Here is a 22595-nt window from a genome sequence, read left to right as displayed (position 1 = left end):
AGGAGAAAAGCGCCATGAAAGAATTTACTTATGTGATCCGGGATGCCGAGGGACTTCATGCCAGGCCGGCAGGTCTGCTGGTCAAGCTGGCCCAGGGCTTCTCCTGTACGATTCAGCTATCCGCCAATGGGAAGAGCGCCGACGCCAAGCGTCTGTTTGCCGTAATGAAGCTGGCGGCTAAGTGCGGACAGGAGCTTCGAATAAATGTGGAGGGGCCGGATGAAACGGCGGCGGCCAGGGCGCTGGAGGAGTTCTGCGCCAAAGAACTGTAAGGGGGCCGCAGCATATGGAGATCATGACCGGGATACCGGCCTCGTCTGGCCTCGTTACCGGGCCGGTTTTCCTGTATGAAAGACCAGAGACAGCGGCCTTCTCCACGCAGTCGGCCCGGACTGCAGAGCAGGAGCACCGGCGATTCGAACAAGCGGCGGAACAGGCCGGGGAACAGCTGGAGAAACTGTATGAAAAGACCGTCCGGGATGCGGGGGAGTCTGCCGCTCAGATTTTTCATATCCATAAGATGATGCTGGAGGACCTGGACTGGCTGGAGTCTATTTCCATCAATATTTATGAAAAGGGATATACGGCCGAGTATGCGGTAACGTGCACTGCGACCGAGTTTGCCGAAATGTTTTCCTCCCTGGAGGACGAAGTCATGCAGGCCCGAAGCGCCGATGTCAGAGATCTGTGCCAGCGCCTGTTGGCGGTTCTGTCCGGCAAGGGAGCGGGCCGGGCGCTGACCGCCCCTAGGGTGATCGCCGCTGCAGATATGCTTCCCAGCGACACCATGCAGCTGGAAAAGCGTCATGTGCTCGCGTTTGTGACGGAGCAGGGCTCCTACGCCTCCCACTCGGCCATTTTAGCCCGGACCATGGGGATTCCCGCAGTGGTGGGGGTGCCGGGACTGATGGATGCCCTATCCGATGGACGGACCGTGATTGTGGACGGGAGCCGGGGAAGGGTTATCCTGGACCCGGACGAAGAGACGCTTCAGACCTGTGAAGCGCGCCGTACGGCCTATTTGAAAGAGCAGGAGGACCTCAGGGCCTTTCGGGACAAGGAAAGTATTACGCGGGACGGCGTGCGGATCGAGGTGTGTGCCAATATCGGCTGTGTCGCGGACGCCGATTCGGCTTTGGCGCAGGGCGCGGACGGCGTGGGACTAATGCGCAGTGAATTCCTCTACCTGGACGCAGCGGAGCTCCCGGATGAAGCGGCTCAGGTCGACGCATACAGCCAAGTCCTCCGCAGGATGAACGGCAAAAGAGTGGTAGTACGCACCCTGGACATTGGGGCGGACAAGGTGCCCTCGTATCTGCCGCTGCCCCACGAGGAGAATTCGGCCCTGGGCTGCCGGGCCATCCGGCTGTGCTTTGCCCAGCCGGATGTGTTCCGTACGCAATTACGGGCTTTGCTGCGCGCTTCTGTGTACGGCACGCTGGCCATCATGTTCCCCATGATCAGCAAGCTGGAGGAACTGCACAGGGCCAAGGCCGTGCTGAAGCAGTGCCAGGAGGAACTGAGACAGGAGGGGATCCCCTTCTCCCAGAACATTGAGGTTGGGATGATGGTAGAGGTGCCCTCGGCCGCGATCATGAGCGACCGGTTTGCTGCCGAGGTGGACTTTTTCTCCATTGGGACCAATGACCTGACACAGTATACCTTGGCGGCCGACCGGCTCAATGAGAAGGTGGCGGCGTTATTTGACTATGGCGATGAAGCGGTTCTGCGGCTGGTCGCCCATACCGCGAAGAGCGCTGCTGCACATGGGATCTGGTGCGGAATCTGTGGGGAGTCGGCAGCGAAGACGGAGCTGTTGCCCTTCTATGCAAAGGCAGGGATCCGGGAGCTGTCTGTCGTTCCGGGAAAAGTCTTGGAAATACGCAGGGCAGTGACCCAATTGGACACGACCGCGCTATAGCGCAGCTTTTATTTTATAAGGCAGAGCCTCCGCTTGCATCAAACGCGCCCGCGGAGGCTCTGCCCTATGTTTGCTTTGCCCGAAAGCCAGCTTGTTCCAGCGGTTTCTGTCAGCTTGCCCTTGAAATTAAAGGTGCTAGAGATTAAAATGATTCAGAAGTGATTTTTTAAACTCACCCTTTCAGCACTGCCTTTGCAAGGAGGGAAGCCGCATGAAGGATATAGATTTGCTGGTAGAGGTTGCCCGGATGTACTACGATCAAGACCTGACGCAGCAGGAGATCGCCGACAAAATATATGTTTCCCGTTCCCGGGTATCCAGGCTGATTAAAAAGGCGAAAGCCCTTGGGATTGTGGAGATCATCATTAAACCGTCCTTTGAAAATCACCATAATTTAGAAAAGATACTTCGGGATCGCTTTTCATTGAAAGACGTATTGGTGGCCTACTCGGAAAACTCTGGAATCCAGGAGGAATTTGACAGCGTATGCAGTATGGGAGCATCCTATCTGTCCAGCATCCTGAACGAGCACAGTGTCCTTTCCGTCTCCCACGGAAAAACGGTCGCCACCACGGTTCAGAATCTAAAACCGCACCGTACGCTGCCTGGGATGAAGGTCGTGCAACTGGCCGGATCGCTGGAAAATACGAGCAACCCAACAGTGGACGAGATGTACACGATGCAGCAGGTGGCGGTGTTGTACGGGTGCGAAATGAAACGATTGTTTCTGCCGTACCTGATGGACGATGAAGAGAGCAGGCAGTTGCTGCTAAAACGCAATGCAGCCATAGAGATTTTTCGGGTGCATCAGGAAGTGGACACGTTTATCAGCGGGGTGGATACGCTGCTTTACTGGACCGATCATATAGGGGAGAAAAACGTGGCGCCGCTGATGAAAAACGGTGCGGTTGGCTGTATGTGGGGTTATTTTTTTGATATAAATGGCGCTATTATCGAGACCCCGCTTTATGACCGCATGATTATCCCAAAGCGCAGTATCTTTCAAACGGCTGAAAACCGGATCTGCATTGCAAATGATCGGTTTAAGATGAAAGCGATCTTGGGTGCGCTGCGGGGCGGATTGTGCAACGTGTTGATCACAAATTCTAAAATTGCGCGGCATTTGCTGACGCTGGACAGCGAGTCCGGATTGGAACGGCCGACATAAGCGGTACCGGCCGCTTTCCCGGTTGGGGGCGCGCTAAGCGCAGCTTTCTTTATAATTAATTACAAGGCGCCCGCAGCGCAGGAGGCGGGGCTGTTGCCTCCACTGTGTACCGGTCCGCGTCGGGCGTCCACGCCGGTATGCACTTGCTTGGGGCCGATTTCGTTTATGCGGTCCAGAACGGCCTCCCTCCGGGCGGGTTGTTTTCGCATGCTGTGCGTTCATTCACGGAAGCGGTTCTGCGGGATCTCATTTATGCCCCCATTGCAGGTATTTTGCGGAAGACAGTGAGGATCCAAGAATCAAACGGGGAAAGGCGCAATAAGAACGGATAACGAAAAGGGGGCCGCTCCGATCAGGGCGGTCCCTTTTCCCTTTTCAGCCGTTTATGGGGCGCTGACGCCGCTACGGGCAGATGGAAAGGCGGCGCCGGGCCGGCAGAAACGCAGGCAGTCTCTTTTGCCGCGGCGGGGGAAAAATACGGCGACACGCCGGTGTGCCCGCCGTGTCGCTGCGATGCCGTCAACCGTTCCCTTGTGGTACGCCATCTCTTTGCATGACGGCAGACGTTCCTTTTTATTCCTCGCCCTTATACTTCTTGCGGGTGGCGATGCCGCCGCGGATATGCCGCTCCGCCTTATTTTCCTCCAGCACGCCCTTGACCTGGAGATACAAGGGCCTGTTAAACGCGGGCAGACGTTCGCTCAGGTCCTTATGTACCGTGGATTTGCTGATGCCGAACTTTTGGGCCGCGGTGCGCACCGTCGCTTTGTTTTCTATGATGTAAAGCGCCAGCTGACAGGCGCGCTCCTCGATGTTCCCTTTCAAACAGCAACACTCCCCGCAATGTTTCTTCACTGGCAGATTTATATGCGCCAGAACGGGGAGATATGTGGGTGGGGACGATCAGTACAGCAGCATTTGCGCGATATCATGGGCGGTGATCCCGTTGAGGTACTCGCCGATCCTGCAGTTTTCCAGGGCCTTTTCCAGATGTTGATCCAGCTTGAGCGATACCATTGCCTCTTCCAGCTCGGCAAGGTCGCCGTTTCCAAAAAAGTCACCGTAAAACCGGATGCTTTTGATCCTGCCTTCCTCGGCCTGGAGGAAGATGGTGACCAGTCCCGCGCTGAATTTCCGCTCACGGCGCATGTGGTAAGCGGGAGAACGGCCGTAATTCCACTCCCATGTGGCATATTTTTCGTCCCGAAGCCGTTTTACAGCGGCCAGCTCCTCCGGCGTCAGGGTCCGGGGCTCCAGACCATCGCTCTCCAGGATACCGGCGCGCAGCGCAGCCTTGAATTCCTCCATGGAAATGGGGCGTGGGGCGTGCGCGTTGATGGTGGTCACCCGGCTGCGGACGGATTTGACGCTTTTGGAATCAAATTTGGCCTGTTTGACCTTCAAAGCGTCGGCCACGTTGGTCAGGTTGGAGTCCAGCATAATGCAGCCGTGGTGGAGCAGGCGGCCGTGTCGGGCATACTGAGAATTGCCGGAAAACTTCTGCCCGTCGATGGTGAGGTCGTTTCGTCCGTTAAACGCAGCCGTTACCCCAAACCGTTCCAGCGCACGCAGGACCGGGACGACAAAGACGTTGAAGTTGAAGTCGGCGTTGTCCGCCTGATCCACAATAAAGGTAAAGTTCAAATTTCCCTTGTCGTGGTAGACCGCCCCGCCCCCGGACAGGCGGCGGGCCACCCGAATGCCGTGGGCCTCCACATAGCTTTGGTTGATCTCTTCCGCCGTGTTTTGATACTTGCCCACTACGATGGTACGGTCGTTTTGCCAGAGCAGGAAATACTGCCTGCTCCGGTCCATGTGTTCAAAGATATATTCCTCCAGGGCAAGATTAAAGTAGGGATCCGTGCTGTGCGACTCCAGATAGACCATTGTTTTCGGCTCCTTTCCGTATGTTTTCCCAATCCGCTGCCCGCCCGTCCACCCAGGCCATGTGCTCCAGCCGTTCCGGCCGGGGCAGATCGGCCGGGCAGGCCCGGGCCGCCTGGCGGGCCAGCTGACGGTAGTGATAGCGGTCGTCCGCCTGAAACGGCAGGTGATACAAAAAAATCCGCTCCGGCGCAAGGGCGCGGAGAAAGTCCAGTCCCTCCGGAGAGGCCAGCTGATAAAGGTTGCAAAAAGCTGCCGACACCGGCTCCGGGTAGAAGCCGGCAAAGTCTGCCGCGTCTGCACGGCGGAGGGCGGCGTCTCCCGCCACGAAAAAGCGCTCGCCGCCCATGCGGATCAGGTAGGACTGATGGGGATCCTCCCGGTAGCGCGCGCCGTCGTGACGGGTATCCCGGGCCAAGATATATGCCCCGCCCATGCGGACGGTGCGCAGATTGGCGCGAATGGGACGCACCAGCGCGCCGCCGCGCCGCAGACGCGGACCATAGACCGGCAGATCGGGGCGCCCGTGCAGCAGGGACTCAAGGCCTTCTTCATCATAATGATCGTGGTGCAGGTGGGTAAAGAGCACGCCGGTCAGGTGGGCGAACAGGCCGGTATTTTTGCGCAGCTGCAGGGATAAAAAATCCGGCATGGGCGAACAGCCCTCTTCCCGGCCCTGATGGATCCCATCGACCAGCAGACCGTTTTTGCCGTCGCAGAAAAAGAGCCCCGAATTGACCGAGTGAAACATTGCGGTGTGCATACGCCATCCCTCCGATCCTGTTAAAAGAGCAATCCATATGCCAACTTTTGCGCCGGGATAGCCCCCTTTTACGGCTAAAAAGGAGACGATGGTATCAAAATGATACAAAAAGAGCAGCGGATTTGCCGCTGCTCTCAGGCTGTCGAAAAACCCTCCTGGAGAAGAGCCTCGCAGAGTTGAGTCGTGCGTAGGCGACGGAAGGAAAGGAAACTCCGTCATTTCCGGCGACACGTGCGTCGGAAATGACACCTTTCATGACGGACAGGGCGACTTTTCTGCCAGAATCGAGCCCTGTCCGTCATGTATCCCTCTGTCGAAAAAGGCCTTTGGCCTTTTTTGACAGGCTGAAGAGCAGCGGATTTGCCGCTGCTCTTTTCCGTGGGGCTGTGCTTACGCCCGCAGCTTTTGGATCTCGGCCGTGAGTACGGGCAGGACCTCAAAGAGGTCGCCCACCACGCCGTAGTCGGCCACGTCGAAGATGGGGGCGTCCGGGTCCTTATTGATGGCCACGATCACGTCGGAACCGCTCATACCGGCCAGATGCTGGATGGCGCCCGAAATGCCGCAGGCGATGTACAGCTTGGGCCCCACGGTCTTTCCGGTCTGGCCCACCTGATGGGCGTGGGCGATCCACCCGGAGTCCACCGCCGCCCGGGAGGCGCCGACCACGCCCCCCAGCGCCTCAGCCAGGGCGCGCACCGGAGCAAAGCCCTCCGCTCCGCCTACGCCGCGGCCGCCGGAGACGATGATCTCCGCGCCCTCCAGGTCCACGTTCTGGCCGCCCAGGTCCCGGATCAGCTCCAACACCTGGGTGCGGATCTGCTCGGCGGGCACAGAAATAGTCTCCCGAAGGATCTCCGCTTTGCCCTGTGCGGTCTCGCTCTTTTTAAACACGCCGGGGCGCACCGTGCCGATCTGGGGCCGGTGGTCCGGGCAGAGGATCGTCGCCATCAGGTTGCCGCCGAAGGCGGGACGGGTCCAGGCAACGTTGCCGCTGTCCGCATCGATGTCCAGCGCGGTACAGTCCGCCGTCAGGCCGGTCTTCAGCCGGCAGGACAGGCGGGGGCCCAGATCCCGGCCGTTGTTGGTGGCGCCGATCAGCATGCTGGTGGGGCCGTATTTTTCCACCAGGGCATAGAGGGCCGCGGTATAGGCGTCGGTGGAGTAGTGTGCGTATTCCGCGCCGTCCACCACGATGACCCGATCTGCGCCATGCTCCGATGCGGCCTTTACCGCCGCGTCCGTTTTGCTGCCGATGACCACGGCCACCAGGGTGCCGCCCTGCTTACCGGCCAGCTCCCGGCCGGGGGTCAGCAGCTCCAGACCCACGTTCTTGGCGCTGCCGTCCGGATCGGTCTCGATCAATACCCAGAGATCTTTCGTTTTTGCTTCCATCGTTTTTTCCCCCTCAGATCACGTTGCTGTCGCTCAGCAGCTGGAACAGCTTTCTGGCCGAATCCTCATTGGACGCTTCCCTGATCTTCACGCCCCCGGTCTTCTTCTGGGGCACGAAGGTCTTCTTCACCTTGGTGGGGGAACCCTTCAGACCGGCGCGGGTCAGGTCGATGGCGGGCAGGTCGGCGGCGGTGAGGGTGGGGATCTCGGCCCGATTGGCGGCCATTTTCCGCTTGATAGTGGGGTAGCGGGGATCCCAGGCGGGCTTGGTGAAGGTCACCACGCAGGGCATGCTTATCCCGATGATCTCGGCCCCCTCCTCCACTTCCTTCTTCACCTTGAGCCGATCGCCCTCCGCCTCGGCCTCCAGGGCATAGGTCACCTGGGGATAGTTCAGGTGCTCGGCGATCTCGGGGCCCACCTGTGCGGTGTCGCCGTCGATGGCCTGCTTGCCGCAGAAGATGGCGTCAAATCTGCCCTCCAGCTCCTCCACCTTCCGGATGGTCTCGGAGAGGATGTAGCTGGTGGCCAGGGTGTCGGAACCGCCGAAGGCCCGGTCGGAAACCAGGTAGGCCTTGTCGGCGGCAATGGACAGGCATTCCTTCAGCGCGGCCTTGGCCTGCTCGGGGCCCATGGACAGGACCACGATTTTGGCGTCGGGGTCCCGGTCCTTGATGCGGGCCGCGGCCTCCAGCGCATACCCGTCGAAGGGGTTGACGATGGACGGTACGCCCGACCGGATAAGAGTGTTGGTCACCGGATCGATCCTGATCTCCGTCGTATCCGGCACCTGCTTGACACAGACAAGCACGTTCATGTTGTTTCCTCCCTGAATGATTTGATACGAATGCCGGATGAAAACGGCGGACGGTTTTCATCCGAAGGCGGCGCGCCTGCAGACGCCGTTTTGAGGGCGCTCATCGGGGAAAGCCGCCTTCCGGGCGGAGGACGGAGCGGATCCGCGGCCGGCCGGACGCTTCCGGCGGGCATTGGATGTCCCCGCCCTCCCGCACCGGATCAAAGCTTGTGGCAGCACAGCCCCTCTACGTCATGGGCCGCCTCCATAAGGATCTCGCTGACGGTGGGATGGGCATGGATGGTATCGGACACGGCCCCGGCCGTCAGCCCGTTTTGGATGGCCAGGGCGATCTCACCGATCATTTCCGTGGCGTGGGGCGCCAGGATATGGCAGCCCAGCACCTTGCCGGTCTCGGCGTCCGCCACCAGCTTGGCAAAGCCGTCCTGGCAGCCCATGGCCAGGCTGCGGCCGTTGCCAGACACATTAAATTTGCCCACGCGCACCGGATGTCCCGCCGCCGCGGCCTTTTCCTCGGTCAGCCCGACACAGGCGATCTCGGGCGTGGTGTAGATACAGCCGGGCACGGCGTCATAGCGCATCGTGCGGTGTGCGCCAGCGGCGTTATGGGCGGCCACGATGCCCTGCGCGGTGGCCACATGGGCCAGCTGCTGTTTGCCGGTCAGGTCGCCGATGGCGAAGATGTGGGGCACGGTGGTGCGCAGCTCGTCGTCCACCAGGACAAAGCCGCGCTCGGTGGCCACGCCCGCGGCCTCCAGTCCCAGGGCGGCGGTGTCCGGCTTCCGACCGGTGGCCAGGATCACCACCGCGCCCTCCGCCGTCAGCTTCTGCCCCTCCTTCTCAAAGACGCAGGTGAGGCCGTCCCGGATCTCCAGCACCTTCGCGCCGGTGTGGATGGTCACGCCCCTGTCGGTGAGCAGCTCGGTCATGGTGCGGCACACATCGGAGTCGTTGCCGTAGAGGATGGAGGGCAGCATCTCCACGATGGTCACCGGCTTGCCCAGATCCCGGAACAGGGTGGCAAACTCCACGCCGATCACGCCGCCGCCGATGATCACCACCGACTCGGGGCACTCCTCCAGGGCCAGCACCCCGTCGGAGTTGAGCACGCCCGGTTTGTCGGTCCCCGGCACGGGGATGGCGGCGGGCACGGAGCCGGCGGCCAGGATAATCCGCTCGGCCTCGAACTCCTCCTCCCCGGCCCGGAAGGTGTGGGGGCCGGTGAGCACCGCCTCCGCCCGGACCAGGTCGGCGCCGTGGCCGGCCACCAGGTTCTCCACGCCGCTGCGCAGCTGCTTGACCACCTTGTCCTTGCGTTTTGCCATCTTCTTATACTGGAAGGAATACTCTCCCAGCGTGATGCCCAGCGCCTTGGCGCCGCTGAGCTGCTGATAGCGCTCGGCGCTGTGCAGCAGGGCCTTGGTGGGGATGCACCCCCGGTTCAGGCAGGTGCCGCCCAGGTCCCGCTTCTCCACCAGCACGGTCTTTTTGCCCAGCTGGGCGGCGCGGATGGCGGCGATATAGCCGCCGGGGCCGCCGCCGATGACCGCAACTTCATACTGTCTCATGCATGTTCCTCCTGTCATAGCTGAAAGCAGCCGTGGGTGCGGGCGTACTCGATGGCGCGGGCCGCGTCCACCCGCATCGGGCCGCCGCGGGTGACCGCGCAGGTGATCACATCCCCCGGCTGGAAGAAAATTTCCCGCTCGCCGTCCAGGGCCAGGGTGCCCTGGTAGGTCATGGTCCGGGTCACCCGCTCCCCCAGGGGCAGGCGGCGGACGTTTTGAATGTGTACGCCCTGGATGGTGCCGGCGCCCACCGGCGCCAGCGTGTTGGGCGCGCCGTCGGTGAACTCCGCCGAGGCGCCGCAGTCCTCCTCCCGGGTGACGCGGAGCGCCGTCCCCACCAGGGAGGAGAAGCCGATGGAGGCCATGGAGCACTGGGTGACCACCACTTGGTCGATCTCCTCATAGTTCCAGATGGCTCTGGAGCCCACAAAGGGGTTGCGGCAGAATACCAGGTCGATGAGGGCCAGATCCACCAGCGTCCCGTTTTTCCAGATCTCGATGCACTTGGCCGGCGACGCGCACTCCGCCGCGGGGACCATGCCCCCGGCCAGCGCCGCGGCGGCCATTCCGGCCACGGTGCCCTCCATCAGCTCCGGATAGACGTTGTTGGTACCAGTGGACATGGAGATCATCGGCACCCTCCGGGTGCCCTTGGCGGCGGCCCGGCTGGTTCCGTCGCCCCCCATGACGATCAGCACGTCCGCCCCGATGCGCTCCATCTCAGAGGCAAAGAAGATGGTGTCTGCCTGGGTCTCGGTGCGGTCCATGTCGTAGATCTCCAGCTGGGACAGATCCCCTGGGTAGCCGCGGGAGTTCCGCTTCTGGAGGAGCAGGCGGCCGTAGCCCAGCCGGTCGGGCATGAGGCAGACGCTCTGCTCCCCCACCGCGGCGGCCGACAGGAGAATCCGCTCCAGAATGTTCAGCTTCTCCATGTCGTCGATGGTGGTGGCCGCGGTGAGCAGGCGGCGGATGTCCTTGCCCGACTGGGGATTGCAGGCGATTCCGATCAAAGGCATAGACGTCGTCCCTCCAAAGATGGGGCAGGGCCGGCATGCCCGCCCTGCCCCAAATCCTTCATTTACGCTTCGTCGTTCTTCGGGCGGCTCTTTTTCAGCTCCGCCACGCCGTCCACTTCCACCTGGCCCTTCTCCTCTTCCAGCAGATCCCGGCCCAGGGTCTTCTTGATGGCGCGGATCACGTCCATCTTGTCCGGGACGATCTGCCACTCCACCATGCCCACGGGGATGTAGGTGTTGGGAGTGCCCACGCGGACGATGGGGGCCTTGAGGGCGCCCGCCTCCCGCTCGGTGACCTGGGCGGCGATCTCGGCGCCGAAGCCGCCGCGGACGTTGGCCTCATGGGCGATGACCAGATGGCCGGTCTTGCGCACGGAGGCCAGAACCGTCTCGATGTCAAAGGGGATCAGGGTGCGGGGGTCGATGATCTCGCAGGAGATGCCCTGCTTCTCCAGATCGTCGGCGGCGGCCAGGGCGTCCTTGAGCAGCTTGTGCCATGCCACGATGGTCACGTCGGTGCCCTCCCGGCGGACGCGGGCCTTCCCGAAGGGGATCAGGGCGTCCTTCTCCTTCTCGGGGATGTCGGCCTCCTCGGTGTAGATGGTGGTGCGGCAGTCCAGCCAGAGCACGGGGTCGTTGTCCCGGATGGCGTACTTCATCATGCCGTAGGCATCCTCGGGGAAGGTGGGCACGGCGATCTTCAGGCCGGGGTAGTTCATCATCCAGCCCTCGATGCACTCGGAGTGGTGGGCGCCGCACTGGGAGCCGATGCCCTGAGCGGAGCGGATGACCATGGGCACGGGGACCTTCTGGTTGGACAGCCAGTACTCCTTGCAGGCGCCGTGGGCCACTTCGTTCATGGCCAGCACCAGGAAGTCGGGGTACATGAACTCCACAATGGGACGCAGGCCCATCCAGGCCATGCCCACGGCGATGCCGGTGAAGCCCTTCTCATCCAGGGGCATGTCCATGACGCGCTCCGGGAAGGTCTGGAACAGGGAGTACATCTTGCTGATGGCGCCGCCGAAGACGCCCACGTCCTCGCCCATGTAATAGACCTTGGAGTCCCGCTGCATCTCCTCAAACACCGCGGCCTCCAGGGCCTGCGCATAGCTGACATGTCTCATTACAGCTTTCCTCCTTCCGTGTTGGAGAAGATCTTGTCGGCGCCCTTGGTCATATTGCCGGTCAGGCGGGGCTGCTGATAGGCCCACTCGAAGGCCTCGGCGATCTCGTTCTTGACCTCCTTGGCGTAGCCCTTGAGCTCCTCCTCGGTACACACGCCCATCTCCTGCAGAACTTTCTCAAAGCGGACGATGGGATCCGGGTACTTCTCGGTCATGCGGGCGTCCCGCTCGGGGGTCTCGTACTCCCGGGGGTCGCCGAAGTAGTGGCCGCACTTGCGGTAGGTCATGATCTCCAGCAGCGCGGGCTCCCCGCGGCGGGCCCCCTCCATGGCGGCCTCCATGGCCTCCCGGATGGCGATGGGATCCTGGCCCCACACGCTGACGCCCTTGACGTTGAAGCCGGCGGCCCGGCCGGAGATCTCGGAGCACTTGCACTCCTTCTCAGTGGGGGTGGTCATGGCCACGCCGTTGTTGACAATGACGTACACGATGGGCAGGTCAAACAGGGAGGCGAAGTTCATGGACTCGTACAGGCCGCCCATCTGGGCGCCGCCGTCGCCGTTGATGGTGACCACCACGCCGGGCTTGTTCTGCAGCTTCAGAGCCATGGCCACGCCGGTGTCGTAGAGCCAGTCCGCGCCGATCAGGCCGTCGATGGGCAGCAGGTGCAGATCCCGGATGTCCTGCTGGTGATAGTCGCCTCCGATGCCCATGTTGTAGCCGGTGGTGCGCTCCAGCATGCCGGCCACGTAGAGCTTCATATCGCACAGGGACAGGCAGCCGTGGTTGCGGTGATAGGGCTTGATGTAGTCATCGGGGCCGATGCAGGGCATGAGGCCGCCTTCCAGGGCCTCCTGGTTGGTGCCGAAGTGGAACATGCCCACCAGCTTGCCTTTTTTGCTTTCCGTGGCGATCTTTTTGTCGAACAGACGGGCCTTCTGCATGATTTTGTACATCTCAACGAGTTGTTCCTTGCTGTAGGCCATATCACGATACTCCTTTCTGATTCAGGGGCGGAAGGGCTCAGTCCTCCTCAATGTAGCCGATCACAGCGCCTACGTCGTAGGTCTCGCCCACCTGGCCGGTAATCTCGGTGATCACGCCGTCGTACAGAGACTCCACCTGGGCGTTCATCTTCTCCGTCTTGATCTCGCAGAGCTCCTGGTCCTCCTCCACGTGGTCGCCCACCTTTACGTGCCATTCCAGGATCTGGCCGGTCTTCATCTCGGAGCCGAGCTTGGGGATGTTGATTTCCTGTTTCATGTGGTTCAATCTCCTTTTTTTGTTTTTTGGGGTTACTCAAACTTTAAATAGACGGTAATGATGGCCAGTGCAGCCACCAGGGTGTCTCCCGCGCCCATCTCGGCCACGTGAAGCCCCTTTTCCGAAGCCCCGCCCGGGGCGGGGATGATCTCCACGTCGTCATAAAAGCGTACCGGCTGGCGCAGCGCCTCCAGATCCAGCGCCTCCGGTCTGGGGCAGCAGATTTTAATCCGCAGGGCGATCCGTTCCGGTCCGGCGCCATGGATCTCACGCACGCCCGCCATGCAGCAATGACTCATGGCGTCCTTGACGGCTTTCAGCGCCGCGCCGGTCATGTCCCCGCCGTGCATGTCCACGCCGGTGCCGATCTCGATCAGATACCGCTTGCGTTCCACGGCCCTAGTCCTCCCCGGGGGCGGGGCGCTTATGGTACATCCAGGTCCAGGGGTCCTGAAGCACCTTGTCCAGGGAGGTGAAGAAGCTGGTCACCTCGCTGCCGTCGCACAGGCCGTGGTCAATGGTCAGGGCGAAGGTGGTCAGGTTGGCGGGCACGATGGCATCGTCTTCTCCAAACACCGGGACCCGGCGGTTGCGGTTGATGCCCATGATGGCCCCCTGGGGCGGGGAAAGGAAGGGCTGCTGGCTGTCAATGAGCGAGCCGCCCATATTGGAGACCGAGAAGGTGCCCCCTTCCAGCTTGATCCGCATGAGCTTGCCCTTCTTCAGGTATTCATAGGTCTTTTTCAGCTCGGCGGAGACCTCCTCGATATCTTTGCGGTCCACATGTTCCAGTACGGGCTCCATCAGCACGCCGTTGAAGGAGGCCAACACGTTGATGTTGATATCCTCGTAGTAGATGATCTGCCCGTTCTGCCGGGACGCGTTGAGGGCCATGTTCTCTTCCAGGGCGCAGGCGGCCGCCTTGACGTAGAGATCGCCGAAAGAGACCTTGATCCCCTTCTGCTCCAGCAGCTCCTTTCGGAACTGCATGACCCGGCTGACCTCCAAGTGGACCTGGCCGGTGCCTTGGGGATATTCGTGCTTGCTGAAGGTCATCCGCTCGGCGATCACCTTGCGCATGCCCTCCAGCGGCACGACCTGACGGATTGCTCTGCCCTGCTCGTCGATCTGTGCCATTGCCATTCCTCCAATCGTTGATTTCGGGTTCTGCCGTTTTAAAAAGCAAACGGCGTGCCAATTTCCAAAAAGCGGCGGGGCGCTCGTACCGCCCCGGTTTGCCGCCGCATGGACGGAAAGGGGGTTCTACATTTTAGACGGTGTATCCTTTGGAAACACCGCCGGACAGGGTGAACGGGACCGCCGCCGGCGGTCCCGTTCACGGGGTGAGGAAGGCTGCAAAGGCTGCAGCTATGCGTCTTTATAGCAGACCACCAGTTCGGCCTGGCAGGCGCACTGCCCCTCTACCGCCGCCTCGGAGCGAAAGGTGTAAAACCCCTTCCGCTCCGAGACGAACCGTGCGGAAAGCGTCAGCCGGTCGCCGGGCTGGACCTTGCGCCGGAAGGAGGCCGACGCGATCCCGGCGAAGATGGGAAGCATTCCGCTCCCGTCGCGGTTAAGCCAGAGGGCGCAGGTCTGCGCCAGGGCTTCGATGATCAGGACGCCGGGGAAAATGGGATTGCCGGGAAAGTGCCCCTGAAAACAGGGTTCGGAATGGGATATGTTTTTCAGCGCCGTACACCCGTCCTCCCGCAGCTCCAGCACGCGGTCCACCATGAGCATGGGGGCGCGGTGAGGCAGCAGCGTCAGGACGTCTTCCGCCGGGACCATCAGCGCAGCAGCTGACCGGCGATGACCACCCGCTGGACCTGGTTGGTCCCCTCGTAGATCTGGAGGATCTTGGCGTCCCGCAGCAGCTTCTCCACCGGATACTCGCGGCTGTAGCCGTAGCCGCCCAGCACCTGCACCGCGTCCCCGGCCACCTTGAACGCCACGTCGCCGGCGTAGCATTTGGCCACGGCGGCCTCTTTGCCGTAGGGCAGGTGGGCCTCTGCCAGCTGCAGGGTGTGGATGACCATCTGGCGGGCGGTCTCAACGCCGATCTCCATATCGGCCAGCATAAACTGGATGGCCTGGAGTTTGGCGATGGGCTTGCCGAAGCAGATGCGCTCCTTGGCATACTTGACCGCCTCGTCCACCGCCCGCTGGGCCAGGCCAACGGCGCTGGCAGCCACAAAGGGCCGGGCCAGATCCAGGGTCTGCATGGCGTATTTGAATCCCTCGCCCTCCTTGCCCAGCAGGTGGTCGGCGGGGATGCGCACGTTATCAAAGACCAAAGAGGCGGTATCGGAGGTGCGGATGCCCATCTTGTCCTCGTGCTTGTCCACGGAGAAGCCCGCGCGGTCGCGCTCCACGATGAAGGCGGACAGGCCTTTCACGCCGGCGTCCCGGTTGGTGGAGGCGAACACCACAAAGATGTCGGCATAGGTGGAGTTGGTGATAAAGCACTTGGTGCCGTTGATGACGTACTCGTCGCCCTCCCGGACCGCGGTGGTGCGGCAGGCGGCGGCGTCGGACCCGGCGCCCGCCTCGGTCAGGGCAAAGGCGCCCAGGCCGCCGCCCACGATCACGTCGGCGTACATCTTCTTCTGCTCCGGGGTGCCGTGCATCAGCACGGGCTTCAGGCTCAGGGTCGTGCCCATCAGGGTGGTGGCAAAGCCCAGGTCGTACTTGGCGAATTCCTCCATGACGGCCGCCACGGTCACATAGTCGATGCCGCCTCCGCCATACTCCTCGGGGATCTCCAGACAGTGGTAACCGATCTCCATCGCCTTCTTGTAGCTCTCCAGTGGGAAGACGCCGTCCCGGTCCCACTGGGCGGCGTAGGGCTTGATCTCCTTCTCACAAAAATCATGCGCCATGGCGACCAGACTCTTCTGGTCCTCGTTCAGAATGTATCCCATCGTTGTGTTCCTCCTCAAAAAATGATTGTGATGCTGGGGTGAAGCATCCGGCTGCTTGTTTACCCTGCAAGCCGCATGCCAAATTGAAACGTCCGAACCAGAGCGCCCAGAGGGGCTCGGGCGGAGAAATTGTTTCTTTTTTTGCACTTTGGGTCTAAAAAGTAGCCGCTTTTTGTTAGGGCAGCAGGCCCAGCCGCTTGGCGTCCTCGGTCAGTTCGTCCCGAAAGGCCGGGTGCGCCAGGGAAATCAGGGCCCGGGCCCGGTCGCCCATGGTCAGCACCTTTAGGTTGACGCAGCCGTACTCGGTGGCCACGTACTGTACGTCGGACCGGGCGGTGGTCACCGCCGTTCCCGCCGGGAAGGAGGAGACGATGCGGCTGCTGGAGACGCCGTTTTTTTGGTGCGAGCTGGTCAGCGCGATAAAGGACTTGCCGCCTTTGGACATCTGCGCGCCCCGGACGTAGTCCACCTGCCCGCCCACGGCGCTCTGCTGTTTGCCGCCCAGGCAGTCGGCCGCCACTTGGCCGTACAGGTCCACTGCCATAGCGGTGTTCACGCTGATCATATTGTCGTTGCGGGCAATGGTATACGGATCGTTGACGAAGGAGAAGGGGGCGAAGTGGAAGTCCGGGTTGTGATCCACGTAATCGTACAGCGCCCGGGTGCCCAGGGCAAACGAGGTCACCGCCTTCCCCGGCAGAAAGCTCTTGCGCCGGTTGGTGACCACGCCCAGCTTGGTCAGCTCCATCATGGAGTCGGTATACATTTCCGTGTGGATGCCCAGGTCGTTTTTCTCCCGCAGGCCAAAGCCAACCGCGTTGGAGATCCCGCCCAGGCCCAGCTGCAGGGTCGCGCCGTCGGGGATCAGGGCGACGATATGGCTGGACAGCGTCTCGAGCGTCTCGTCCAGGGGCAGGTTGGGGACCATGTCCGACTGGTCCGCCGCCTCCACCACGATATCGGCCTGGGAGATATGGATCTTGTTTTTTTCGCCGTAAACATAGGGCGCGTTGGGGTTGACCTGAAGCACCACCGTGTCCGCCAGTTCCCGGACATAGTCGTGGAACGTGGTGCCGTAGGCGCCGTAGCTCATGTAGCCCGCCTCGTCGGGCGGCGACACCTCCAAAAACGCGATGTTGGGCCGGGCGACTTCGCGGCACCACAGGTCGATCTGACTGAGGTGGAAGGAGGTAAAGGTAGTCAGGCCGTTCTGGATGCCGGTGCGGCACCCGGCGCCGGCAAAATAAGTCGTGGTGGAAAAGTGGCCCTTTGCCTCGGGGGTAAAAATGGGCAGCTGGCGGTTGATCATGCCGTGGCAGAGCACCACGCCCTCCAGCTCGTCCCTGCGCTGGTAGAGGGCGTCGATCAGCGGATAGGCGATGCTGGACGAGGTCCCCGCGTAGATCCGGTCCCCGTTACGGACCACCTGCACGGCCTGCGCCGGTGTGCGCAGCTTTTCCTGATATTGTGTTTTCCAGTCCATGGATGCACTTCCTTTCTGGGTTGGAGGCTTTTCTGCTCCTGCAAGTCATCAAAGCAAACGCCGTGCCAACTCTCCGCCCCGGAGACAAGTTGGCACGGCGGTTGCTTTCCAACCAGAACAGATCAGAAAAGGAGGAACGCCATCTATGGAGTTATTGCGGGGAAAGGCGGCCATCGTGACAGGAGCAAGCCGGGGCATCGGCCTGGGGATCGCCTGCGCGCTGGCGCGGGAGGGGGCGGACCTGGTGGTCCACGCCACCCGGGAGGAGCACCTGGAGCCGGTCCGTGCACAGGCGGAGCGCTGGGGGGTGCGCTGCGTGACGGCGGCGGGGGACGTCGCCCAGCCGGAGACGGCCCGGCTGCTGACCCAGATCGCCCTGGAACGGCTGGGGCGGCTGGATATTGCGGTGAGCTGCGCCGGCGTCAACCAGGACGGGATGCTGCACAGGCTCAGCGACGAGGCGTGGGAGCGGGTGCTGGCGGTCAATCTGAGCGGGGTCTTTTATCTGACCCGCTCCGCCGCGCAGGTCATGCGCGCGCAGCGCTCCGGGCGCATCATCAATATCAGCTCGGTGGCCCGGAACGGGAATCTGGGACAGTCCAATTATGCCGCTGCAAAAGCCGGGGTAGCGGCCCTCACCCAGACCGCCGCGCTGGAGCTGGGCCCCTTTGGGGTGACCTGCAACACGGTCTGCCCGGGCTTTATCGACACCGATATGACCCGGGGCGTCCCGGACGCCGCCCGTGAACGGATGCTCAGCCGCATCCCGGCCCGCCGCAGCGGCCGGCCGGAGGAGGTGGGGGATGCAGTGGCCTTCCTGGCCTCCGATCGGGCCGCCTATATCAACGGACAGACGCTGGATGTGAGCGGCGGGCTGATCCTGTAAGCAGAACCAGCCGCCGCACCCAACGGTGCGGCGGCTGATTTTGTTCTCCAGACGGTCCCGAAAGGATGCAGGACGGGGAGGGCTCGATTTTTTGTAAAAGCGTCGCCCGATCCGTCCTGAGAAACGTCCGTTCCGACGCCCGTCCCCCGGGGGATTCCCGCCTGCCCCTGCGGGTGAATTCTGCGAAGCGTACGCGAACGAGGGGGTGGCTCAATTCAAATGATATTTTTCCAGCTTTTGATAAAAATTGCGGCGGGAAATGCCCAGCAGGTCCATGGCTTTGCTGCGGTTGTTTCCGCAGGAGCGCAGGGCGCTCTCAATGGCCTCCTGCTCGGTGCGCTCCAGCAGCTCCCGCAGCTTGTAACGGCCCGGGGGCGGAGCGGCTGCGCCGCTTCCGCCGCTTTTCATCTTGGCGGGCAGCTGGTCCACGTCCACCAGGTCGCCGGGGGTCAGCACGGCGGCGCGCTCCATGCAGTTTTTCAGCTCCCGCACATTGCCCGGCCAATAGTAGCGGTTGAGCAGGTCCAGCGCTTCGGCAGACAGGCGGTAGGTCCGGCCGTACTGCCGCCCCAGTTCCTCCAGAAAGAGGCTGGCGTAGACGTTGATGTCCTCCCGCCGCTCCCGCAGGGGCGGGATCGTCAGAGCGATGACGTTGATGCGGTAGTACAGGTCCTCCCGGAAGGAGCCCTCGGACATCATAGCCGCCAGGTCCCGGTTGGTGGCGGTGATGAGGCGGAAATCCAGCTGGATGGGCCTGGAACCGCCCACCCGGGTGATCTCGTGCTCCTGAAGGGCCCGCAGCAGTTTGACCTGCATGGTCAGAGGCATTTCTCCGATCTCGTCCAGGAAGATGGTCCCATGCTGCGCCAGCTCAAATTTTCCGGGCTTGCCCCCCGCCCGGGCGCCGGTGAAGGCGCCGGCCTCATAGCCGAACAGCTCGCTTTCCATCAGATTCTCCGGAATGGCGGCGCAGTTGATTTTGATGAGCGGGCCGCCGGCGCGGCGGCTGCTGTAGTGCAGGGCCTCCGCCACTACCTCCTTGCCTACGCCGCTCTCCCCCATGATGCAGATGCTGGCCTCGCTGGGGGCGGCCCGGGCGGCGGTGCGCAGCACGGTTACGAAAGACTTGCTGTGGCCCAGCACATTGCGAAAGGCGGGGGGCAGGTCGTCCTTGCTGGCCAGCTCGTTCTGGAGATGCTCGCTCAGCTGCTTGAAGTGTTCCAGTTCCCGGTTGGTCTGGACCAGCTCGGTCATGTTCTTCATCAGCGCCAGCGCGCCGATGATCCGCCCGTCCTGACACAGGGGGACGATGTCCGCACACACGTCCAGCTGAGCGGAATGGATGTGGGAAATATCCCCGGTCAGGGGGACGCCGGTCTTCAGCACCTCGTGGATGCGGGCCAGAGGCTCAAATTTTGCCAGATGGCGGCCGATGATCTTCTCCCGCTGGATGCCGAACATTTTCAGATAGCTGTCGTTGACGTAGCATACCCGGGTCTGGGCGTCAATGATCAGGATGCTTTCGTGGATGCTGTCCAGGATATTCAGAAGCGTGCGTTTTTCAAACGCGGCGTCTTCCGCCGAAAAGATGTGCTCCCCCAGCATGGGAGAACCGTCTGATGGAATGGTCGCCACAGGCATCCCTCCTTTTGTTGGTCCTATTGTATCATCCCGCCGGAAAAATGCAATCCATCACTTTTCTGCGGGATGCGGATGTGCTTTAGATCGTTTTGCAGGCAAAATGATCTGAACTTGCCGGGCGGCGCGGCCGAACCCCTTAACGGCGGCTCGGGAGGGGACGCATGCCGTAAAAAGAGATGGAACGGCTCATTCCCGGCCCGTGGCCTTAAAAATCAAAGCGCACGCCGTCGGGGACGGCGTATGCGCGTAAAAAATAGCCGGGGGGCTATTTTTTATACCGGGTGCAAATTCGGGATCGGCTTGGGTGGCGCTTCAGACGGGCGGCCGCCTTGAAAAGCGGCGGTTTTTTGGAAAGAACGAATGTTGGCACCCGGTTTGCTTATATACCGGACAGAATAGGAAAGCTCCCGTTGCAGAAGGCTTTCGATGATTGAGGAGGTAAATAAAATGTCAGAAATATCCACACTTAAAAAGCCGCTGGAAACGGCGGAGGAGTATGTCCAGAGCCTGCGGGACATGAAGACCGAGATCTGGGCACTGGGGGAAAAGATCACCGGCATTCCCGACCATCCCCTGTTCGTCCCCCATGTCAACGCCGTGGCAAAGACCTATGAGATGCCCTTTCCGGTCAAGTCCCACCTGACCGGCCATACCATCAACCGCTTCAACCATATCCACCAGAGCACCGACGACCTGGTGGCCAAGGTAAAAATGCTGCGGGCCCTCAACCAGCAGACCGGCTGCTGCATCCAGCGCTGCGCCGGGATGGACGCGCTCAACGCGACCTACATCGTCACCTATGAGATCGACCAGAAGTACGGCACGGATTACCACGAGCGCTTCAAACAGTTTTTGGTCTACCTCCAGGATTACAATCTGGTCACCATCGGCGGCATGACCGACGTGAAGGGCGACCGGAGCAAGAAGGCCAACCAGCAGCGGGACCCGGACCTGTTCGTCCACGTGGTGGCCGAGCGGGAGGACGGCATCGTGGTCCGCGGCGCCAAGGCGCACCTGACCGGCGTATCAGGCGCCCATGAGCTGATGGTCTTCCCCACCGAGAACATGAAGGAGGACGCCAAGGATTACGCGGTGGTCTTCTCCTGCCCCGTGAACACCCCGGGTATTACCTATATCTTCGGACGCCAGACCAACGATGGCCGCAAGCTGGACACGGAGCACCCCATCGACCAGGGCAATTTCAAATATGCCTGCGTGGGCGGCGAGTGCATCGCCGTGTTCGACGATGTGTTCATCCCCTGGAAGGATGTGTACATGTACAAGGAGTATGAATTCGCGGGGATGTTTGTGGAGGCCTTTGCCACCGCGCACCGGCAGAACTACGGCGCCTGCAAGGGCGGCATCGCCGACGTGCTCCTGGGCGCTACATACGGCATCTGCAAGGTCAACGGGGTGGAGCGTGTGGGCCACGTGCGGGACAAGATGGCCGACATGATCAACCTGACCGAGACCCTGTACGCCGGGTCCATCGCCTGTTCCTACGAGGGACGCCCCACCCCCTCCGGCGCCTGGCGGGCGGATACCATGCTGGCCAACATCACCAAGCACAACACCACCAAGTTCGTCTATGAGATCGACCGCATTGCCCATGACCTGGTGGGCGGCCTGCTGGCCACCCTGCCGGCCGAGGCCGATCTGCGCAACCCGGAGATCGGACCGCTGATCGAGCGCTACCTGGCGGGCAACGAGAGCATGTGTACCGAGGACAAGATCCGCCTTTACCGCCTGGTTGAGACCCTGAGCGGGGGCACCGCCGTGGTCGAATCCATGCACGGCGCAGGCTCCCCCCAGTCCCAGCGGATCATGATGCTCCGGGATGCCAAGCTGGAGGAGAAGCTGAAGCTGGCCCAAAAGCTGGTGGACTGCGAAGGCGCCTGCTGCGGCCAATAAGGAGGGAAACGCAAGATGTCTTATCATTCCATTATCCTCACCAAAGCGGACGGGGTGGCCGTAATCCAAATGAACAACCCCAAGGCGATGAACGCGCTGGAGGACGAACTTTCCGCCGAACTGCTCTCCGCCTACAAGGATGTGGCCGCAGACCCCGCGGTCGGCGCGGTGATCCTTACCGGGGCGGAGAAGGCCTTCTGCGCCGGCGGCGACCTGAAGAAGCTGAACGAGGGATTTCCCACCGCGGAGGCGGGTTATGACTATATGAAGTCCTTCCGGGAAATGGTCACGACCTTTCTGAACATGCCCAAGCCCACCATCGCCGCCGTCAACGGCTTTGCGGTAGGGGCCGGGTTCTGCATCGCCATGCAGGCCGACCTGATCCTGGCCTCCGACAAGGCCAAGTTCGGTATGGCGTTTGCCAATGTAGGCCTGATCCCCGATCTGGCCGGGCTGTATACGCTGCCCCGGCTGGTCGGCCTGCAGCGGGCCAAGGAACTGGTCTTCACCGGGCGTACCATCGGCGCGGAGGAGGCCGGCGCGATGGGCATCGTCAACCGCGTCGTCCCGCATGAGCAGCTGCTGGACGAGGCCCAAAAGCTGGCCCGGCGTCTGGCGGACGGCCCCCGGGTCGCCCTGCGGATGGCCAAAAATGTGATGAACGACTCCATCAACATGACCCTAGAGCAGCTGCTGGATCTGGAGCCCCACGCACAGTCCATCTGCTTCCAGAGCGAAGATCATAAGATCGGCGTCCAGGCCTTCTTCCGGAAGGAAAAACCGGTATTCAAGGGACGCTGAACCCCCGCTCCCAAAACAAGCGGCAGCCGC

The 22595-nt window shown here is 61.9% G+C and carries 22 protein-coding genes; 6 read left to right on the top strand and 16 right to left on the bottom strand.

The window, feature by feature from the left end:
- The first annotated feature begins 14 nt into the window (after positions 1-14).
- The 3 genes from NE547_RS00830 to NE547_RS00820 all read left to right on the top strand — a co-directional run bounded on the left by NE547_RS00830 (position 15) and on the right by NE547_RS00820 (position 3089).
- Positions 15-272 carry an HPr family phosphocarrier protein gene (locus NE547_RS00830; protein WP_186907428.1) on the top strand — a complete coding sequence of 86 codons (258 nt, stop codon included), beginning with the start codon at positions 15-17 and terminating at the stop codon, positions 270-272.
- 14 nt (positions 273-286) lie between these two features.
- A complete protein-coding gene (ptsP, locus tag NE547_RS00825; protein WP_256174506.1) occupies positions 287-1921 on the top strand; it encodes a phosphoenolpyruvate--protein phosphotransferase in 1635 nt (544 codons plus the stop codon).
- A 211-nt stretch (positions 1922-2132) separates the two neighbouring features.
- Positions 2133-3089 carry a sugar-binding transcriptional regulator gene (locus NE547_RS00820; protein ID WP_256174505.1) on the top strand — a complete coding sequence of 319 codons (957 nt, stop codon included), beginning with the start codon at positions 2133-2135 and terminating at the stop codon, positions 3087-3089.
- Positions 3090-3662: 573 nt separating this feature from the next.
- On the opposite strand, the gene spoIIID is transcribed toward NE547_RS00820, so the two are convergent.
- The 15 genes from spoIIID to NE547_RS00745 form a co-directional block, all read right to left on the bottom strand.
- Entirely contained in the window at positions 3663-3914 is a 252-nt protein-coding gene (spoIIID, locus tag NE547_RS00815; protein ID WP_256174504.1) for a sporulation transcriptional regulator SpoIIID, read from the bottom strand.
- 78 nt (positions 3915-3992) lie between these two features.
- A complete protein-coding gene (locus NE547_RS00810) occupies positions 3993-4976 on the bottom strand; it encodes a lipoate--protein ligase (protein ID WP_186907432.1) in 984 nt (327 codons plus the stop codon).
- Positions 4936-5736 (bottom strand): MBL fold metallo-hydrolase, encoded by an 801-nt coding sequence (locus NE547_RS00805; RefSeq protein WP_256174503.1) that lies wholly within the window; start codon positions 5734-5736, stop codon positions 4936-4938. Before NE547_RS00805 ends, NE547_RS00810 begins: the two co-directional genes overlap by 41 nt.
- A 390-nt stretch (positions 5737-6126) precedes the next feature.
- The gene (locus NE547_RS00800) at positions 6127-7131 is read right to left on the bottom strand and encodes an electron transfer flavoprotein subunit alpha/FixB family protein (protein WP_256174502.1); all 1005 of its coding nucleotides are present in this window, start codon (positions 7129-7131) and stop codon (positions 6127-6129) included.
- A gap of 13 nt (positions 7132-7144) precedes the next feature.
- The gene (locus NE547_RS00795) at positions 7145-7948 is read right to left on the bottom strand and encodes an electron transfer flavoprotein subunit beta/FixA family protein (RefSeq protein WP_186907435.1); all 804 of its coding nucleotides are present in this window, start codon (positions 7946-7948) and stop codon (positions 7145-7147) included.
- A 200-nt stretch (positions 7949-8148) separates the two neighbouring features.
- The gene (gene lpdA / locus NE547_RS00790) at positions 8149-9516 is read right to left on the bottom strand and encodes a dihydrolipoyl dehydrogenase (RefSeq protein ID WP_186907436.1); all 1368 of its coding nucleotides are present in this window, start codon (positions 9514-9516) and stop codon (positions 8149-8151) included.
- 14 nt (positions 9517-9530) lie between these two features.
- A complete protein-coding gene (locus NE547_RS00785) occupies positions 9531-10532 on the bottom strand; it encodes an NAD(+)/NADH kinase (protein ID WP_186907437.1) in 1002 nt (333 codons plus the stop codon).
- Between the two features lie 62 nt (positions 10533-10594).
- Positions 10595-11659, bottom strand: a complete 1065-nt coding sequence (locus NE547_RS00780; protein WP_186907438.1) for an alpha-ketoacid dehydrogenase subunit beta — start codon at positions 11657-11659, stop codon at positions 10595-10597.
- Complete coding sequence (locus NE547_RS00775; RefSeq protein ID WP_186907439.1) at positions 11659-12645, bottom strand: thiamine pyrophosphate-dependent dehydrogenase E1 component subunit alpha; 987 nt, start codon at positions 12643-12645, stop codon at positions 11659-11661. Before NE547_RS00775 ends, NE547_RS00780 begins: the two co-directional genes overlap by 1 nt.
- A gap of 37 nt (positions 12646-12682) precedes the next feature.
- Positions 12683-12922, bottom strand: coding sequence for a biotin/lipoyl-containing protein (locus NE547_RS00770; RefSeq protein ID WP_186907440.1), 240 nt, complete (start codon positions 12920-12922; stop codon positions 12683-12685).
- A 32-nt stretch (positions 12923-12954) separates the two neighbouring features.
- The gene (locus tag NE547_RS00765) at positions 12955-13317 is read right to left on the bottom strand and encodes a Lin0512 family protein (protein ID WP_186907441.1); all 363 of its coding nucleotides are present in this window, start codon (positions 13315-13317) and stop codon (positions 12955-12957) included.
- 4 nt (positions 13318-13321) lie between these two features.
- Positions 13322-14059, bottom strand: a complete 738-nt coding sequence (locus NE547_RS00760) for a 2-oxo acid dehydrogenase subunit E2 (protein WP_186907442.1) — start codon at positions 14057-14059, stop codon at positions 13322-13324.
- 231 nt (positions 14060-14290) lie between these two features.
- A complete protein-coding gene (gene fabZ, locus NE547_RS00755) occupies positions 14291-14710 on the bottom strand; it encodes a 3-hydroxyacyl-ACP dehydratase FabZ (RefSeq protein ID WP_256174501.1) in 420 nt (139 codons plus the stop codon).
- Positions 14710-15843 (bottom strand): acyl-CoA dehydrogenase family protein, encoded by a 1134-nt coding sequence (locus tag NE547_RS00750; RefSeq protein ID WP_186907444.1) that lies wholly within the window; start codon positions 15841-15843, stop codon positions 14710-14712. Before NE547_RS00750 ends, fabZ begins: the two co-directional genes overlap by 1 nt.
- Positions 15844-16018: 175 nt before the next feature.
- Positions 16019-17326, bottom strand: a complete 1308-nt coding sequence (locus NE547_RS00745) for an acetyl-CoA hydrolase/transferase family protein (protein WP_256174500.1) — start codon at positions 17324-17326, stop codon at positions 16019-16021.
- Positions 17327-17471: 145 nt separating this feature from the next.
- Between NE547_RS00745 and fabG the strand changes: the two genes are divergently transcribed.
- The gene (fabG, locus tag NE547_RS00740; RefSeq protein ID WP_186907446.1) at positions 17472-18212 is read left to right on the top strand and encodes a 3-oxoacyl-ACP reductase FabG; all 741 of its coding nucleotides are present in this window, start codon (positions 17472-17474) and stop codon (positions 18210-18212) included.
- A gap of 210 nt (positions 18213-18422) precedes the next feature.
- Here fabG and NE547_RS00735 read toward each other — a convergent pair whose 3' ends face one another.
- A complete protein-coding gene (locus tag NE547_RS00735; protein ID WP_186907447.1) occupies positions 18423-19847 on the bottom strand; it encodes a sigma 54-interacting transcriptional regulator in 1425 nt (474 codons plus the stop codon).
- Positions 19848-20300: 453 nt separating this feature from the next.
- On the opposite strand from NE547_RS00735, the gene NE547_RS00730 reads away from it, so the two are divergent.
- Positions 20301-21764, top strand: a complete 1464-nt coding sequence (locus NE547_RS00730; protein WP_256174499.1) for a 4-hydroxyphenylacetate 3-hydroxylase family protein — start codon at positions 20301-20303, stop codon at positions 21762-21764.
- 15 nt (positions 21765-21779) lie between these two features.
- Positions 21780-22565, top strand: coding sequence for an enoyl-CoA hydratase/isomerase family protein (locus tag NE547_RS00725; protein WP_256174498.1), 786 nt, complete (start codon positions 21780-21782; stop codon positions 22563-22565).
- Positions 22566-22595 lie beyond the last annotated feature (30 nt).

It is taken from the genome of Flavonifractor sp. DFI.6.63, assembly GCF_024462255.1.
In the GTDB taxonomy this organism is placed as follows: Bacteria; Bacillota; Clostridia; order Oscillospirales; family Oscillospiraceae; genus Lawsonibacter_A; species Lawsonibacter_A hominis.
Note: the sequence above shows the minus strand (reverse complement) of the source record. Positions and strands in the feature narration are given on the sequence as shown.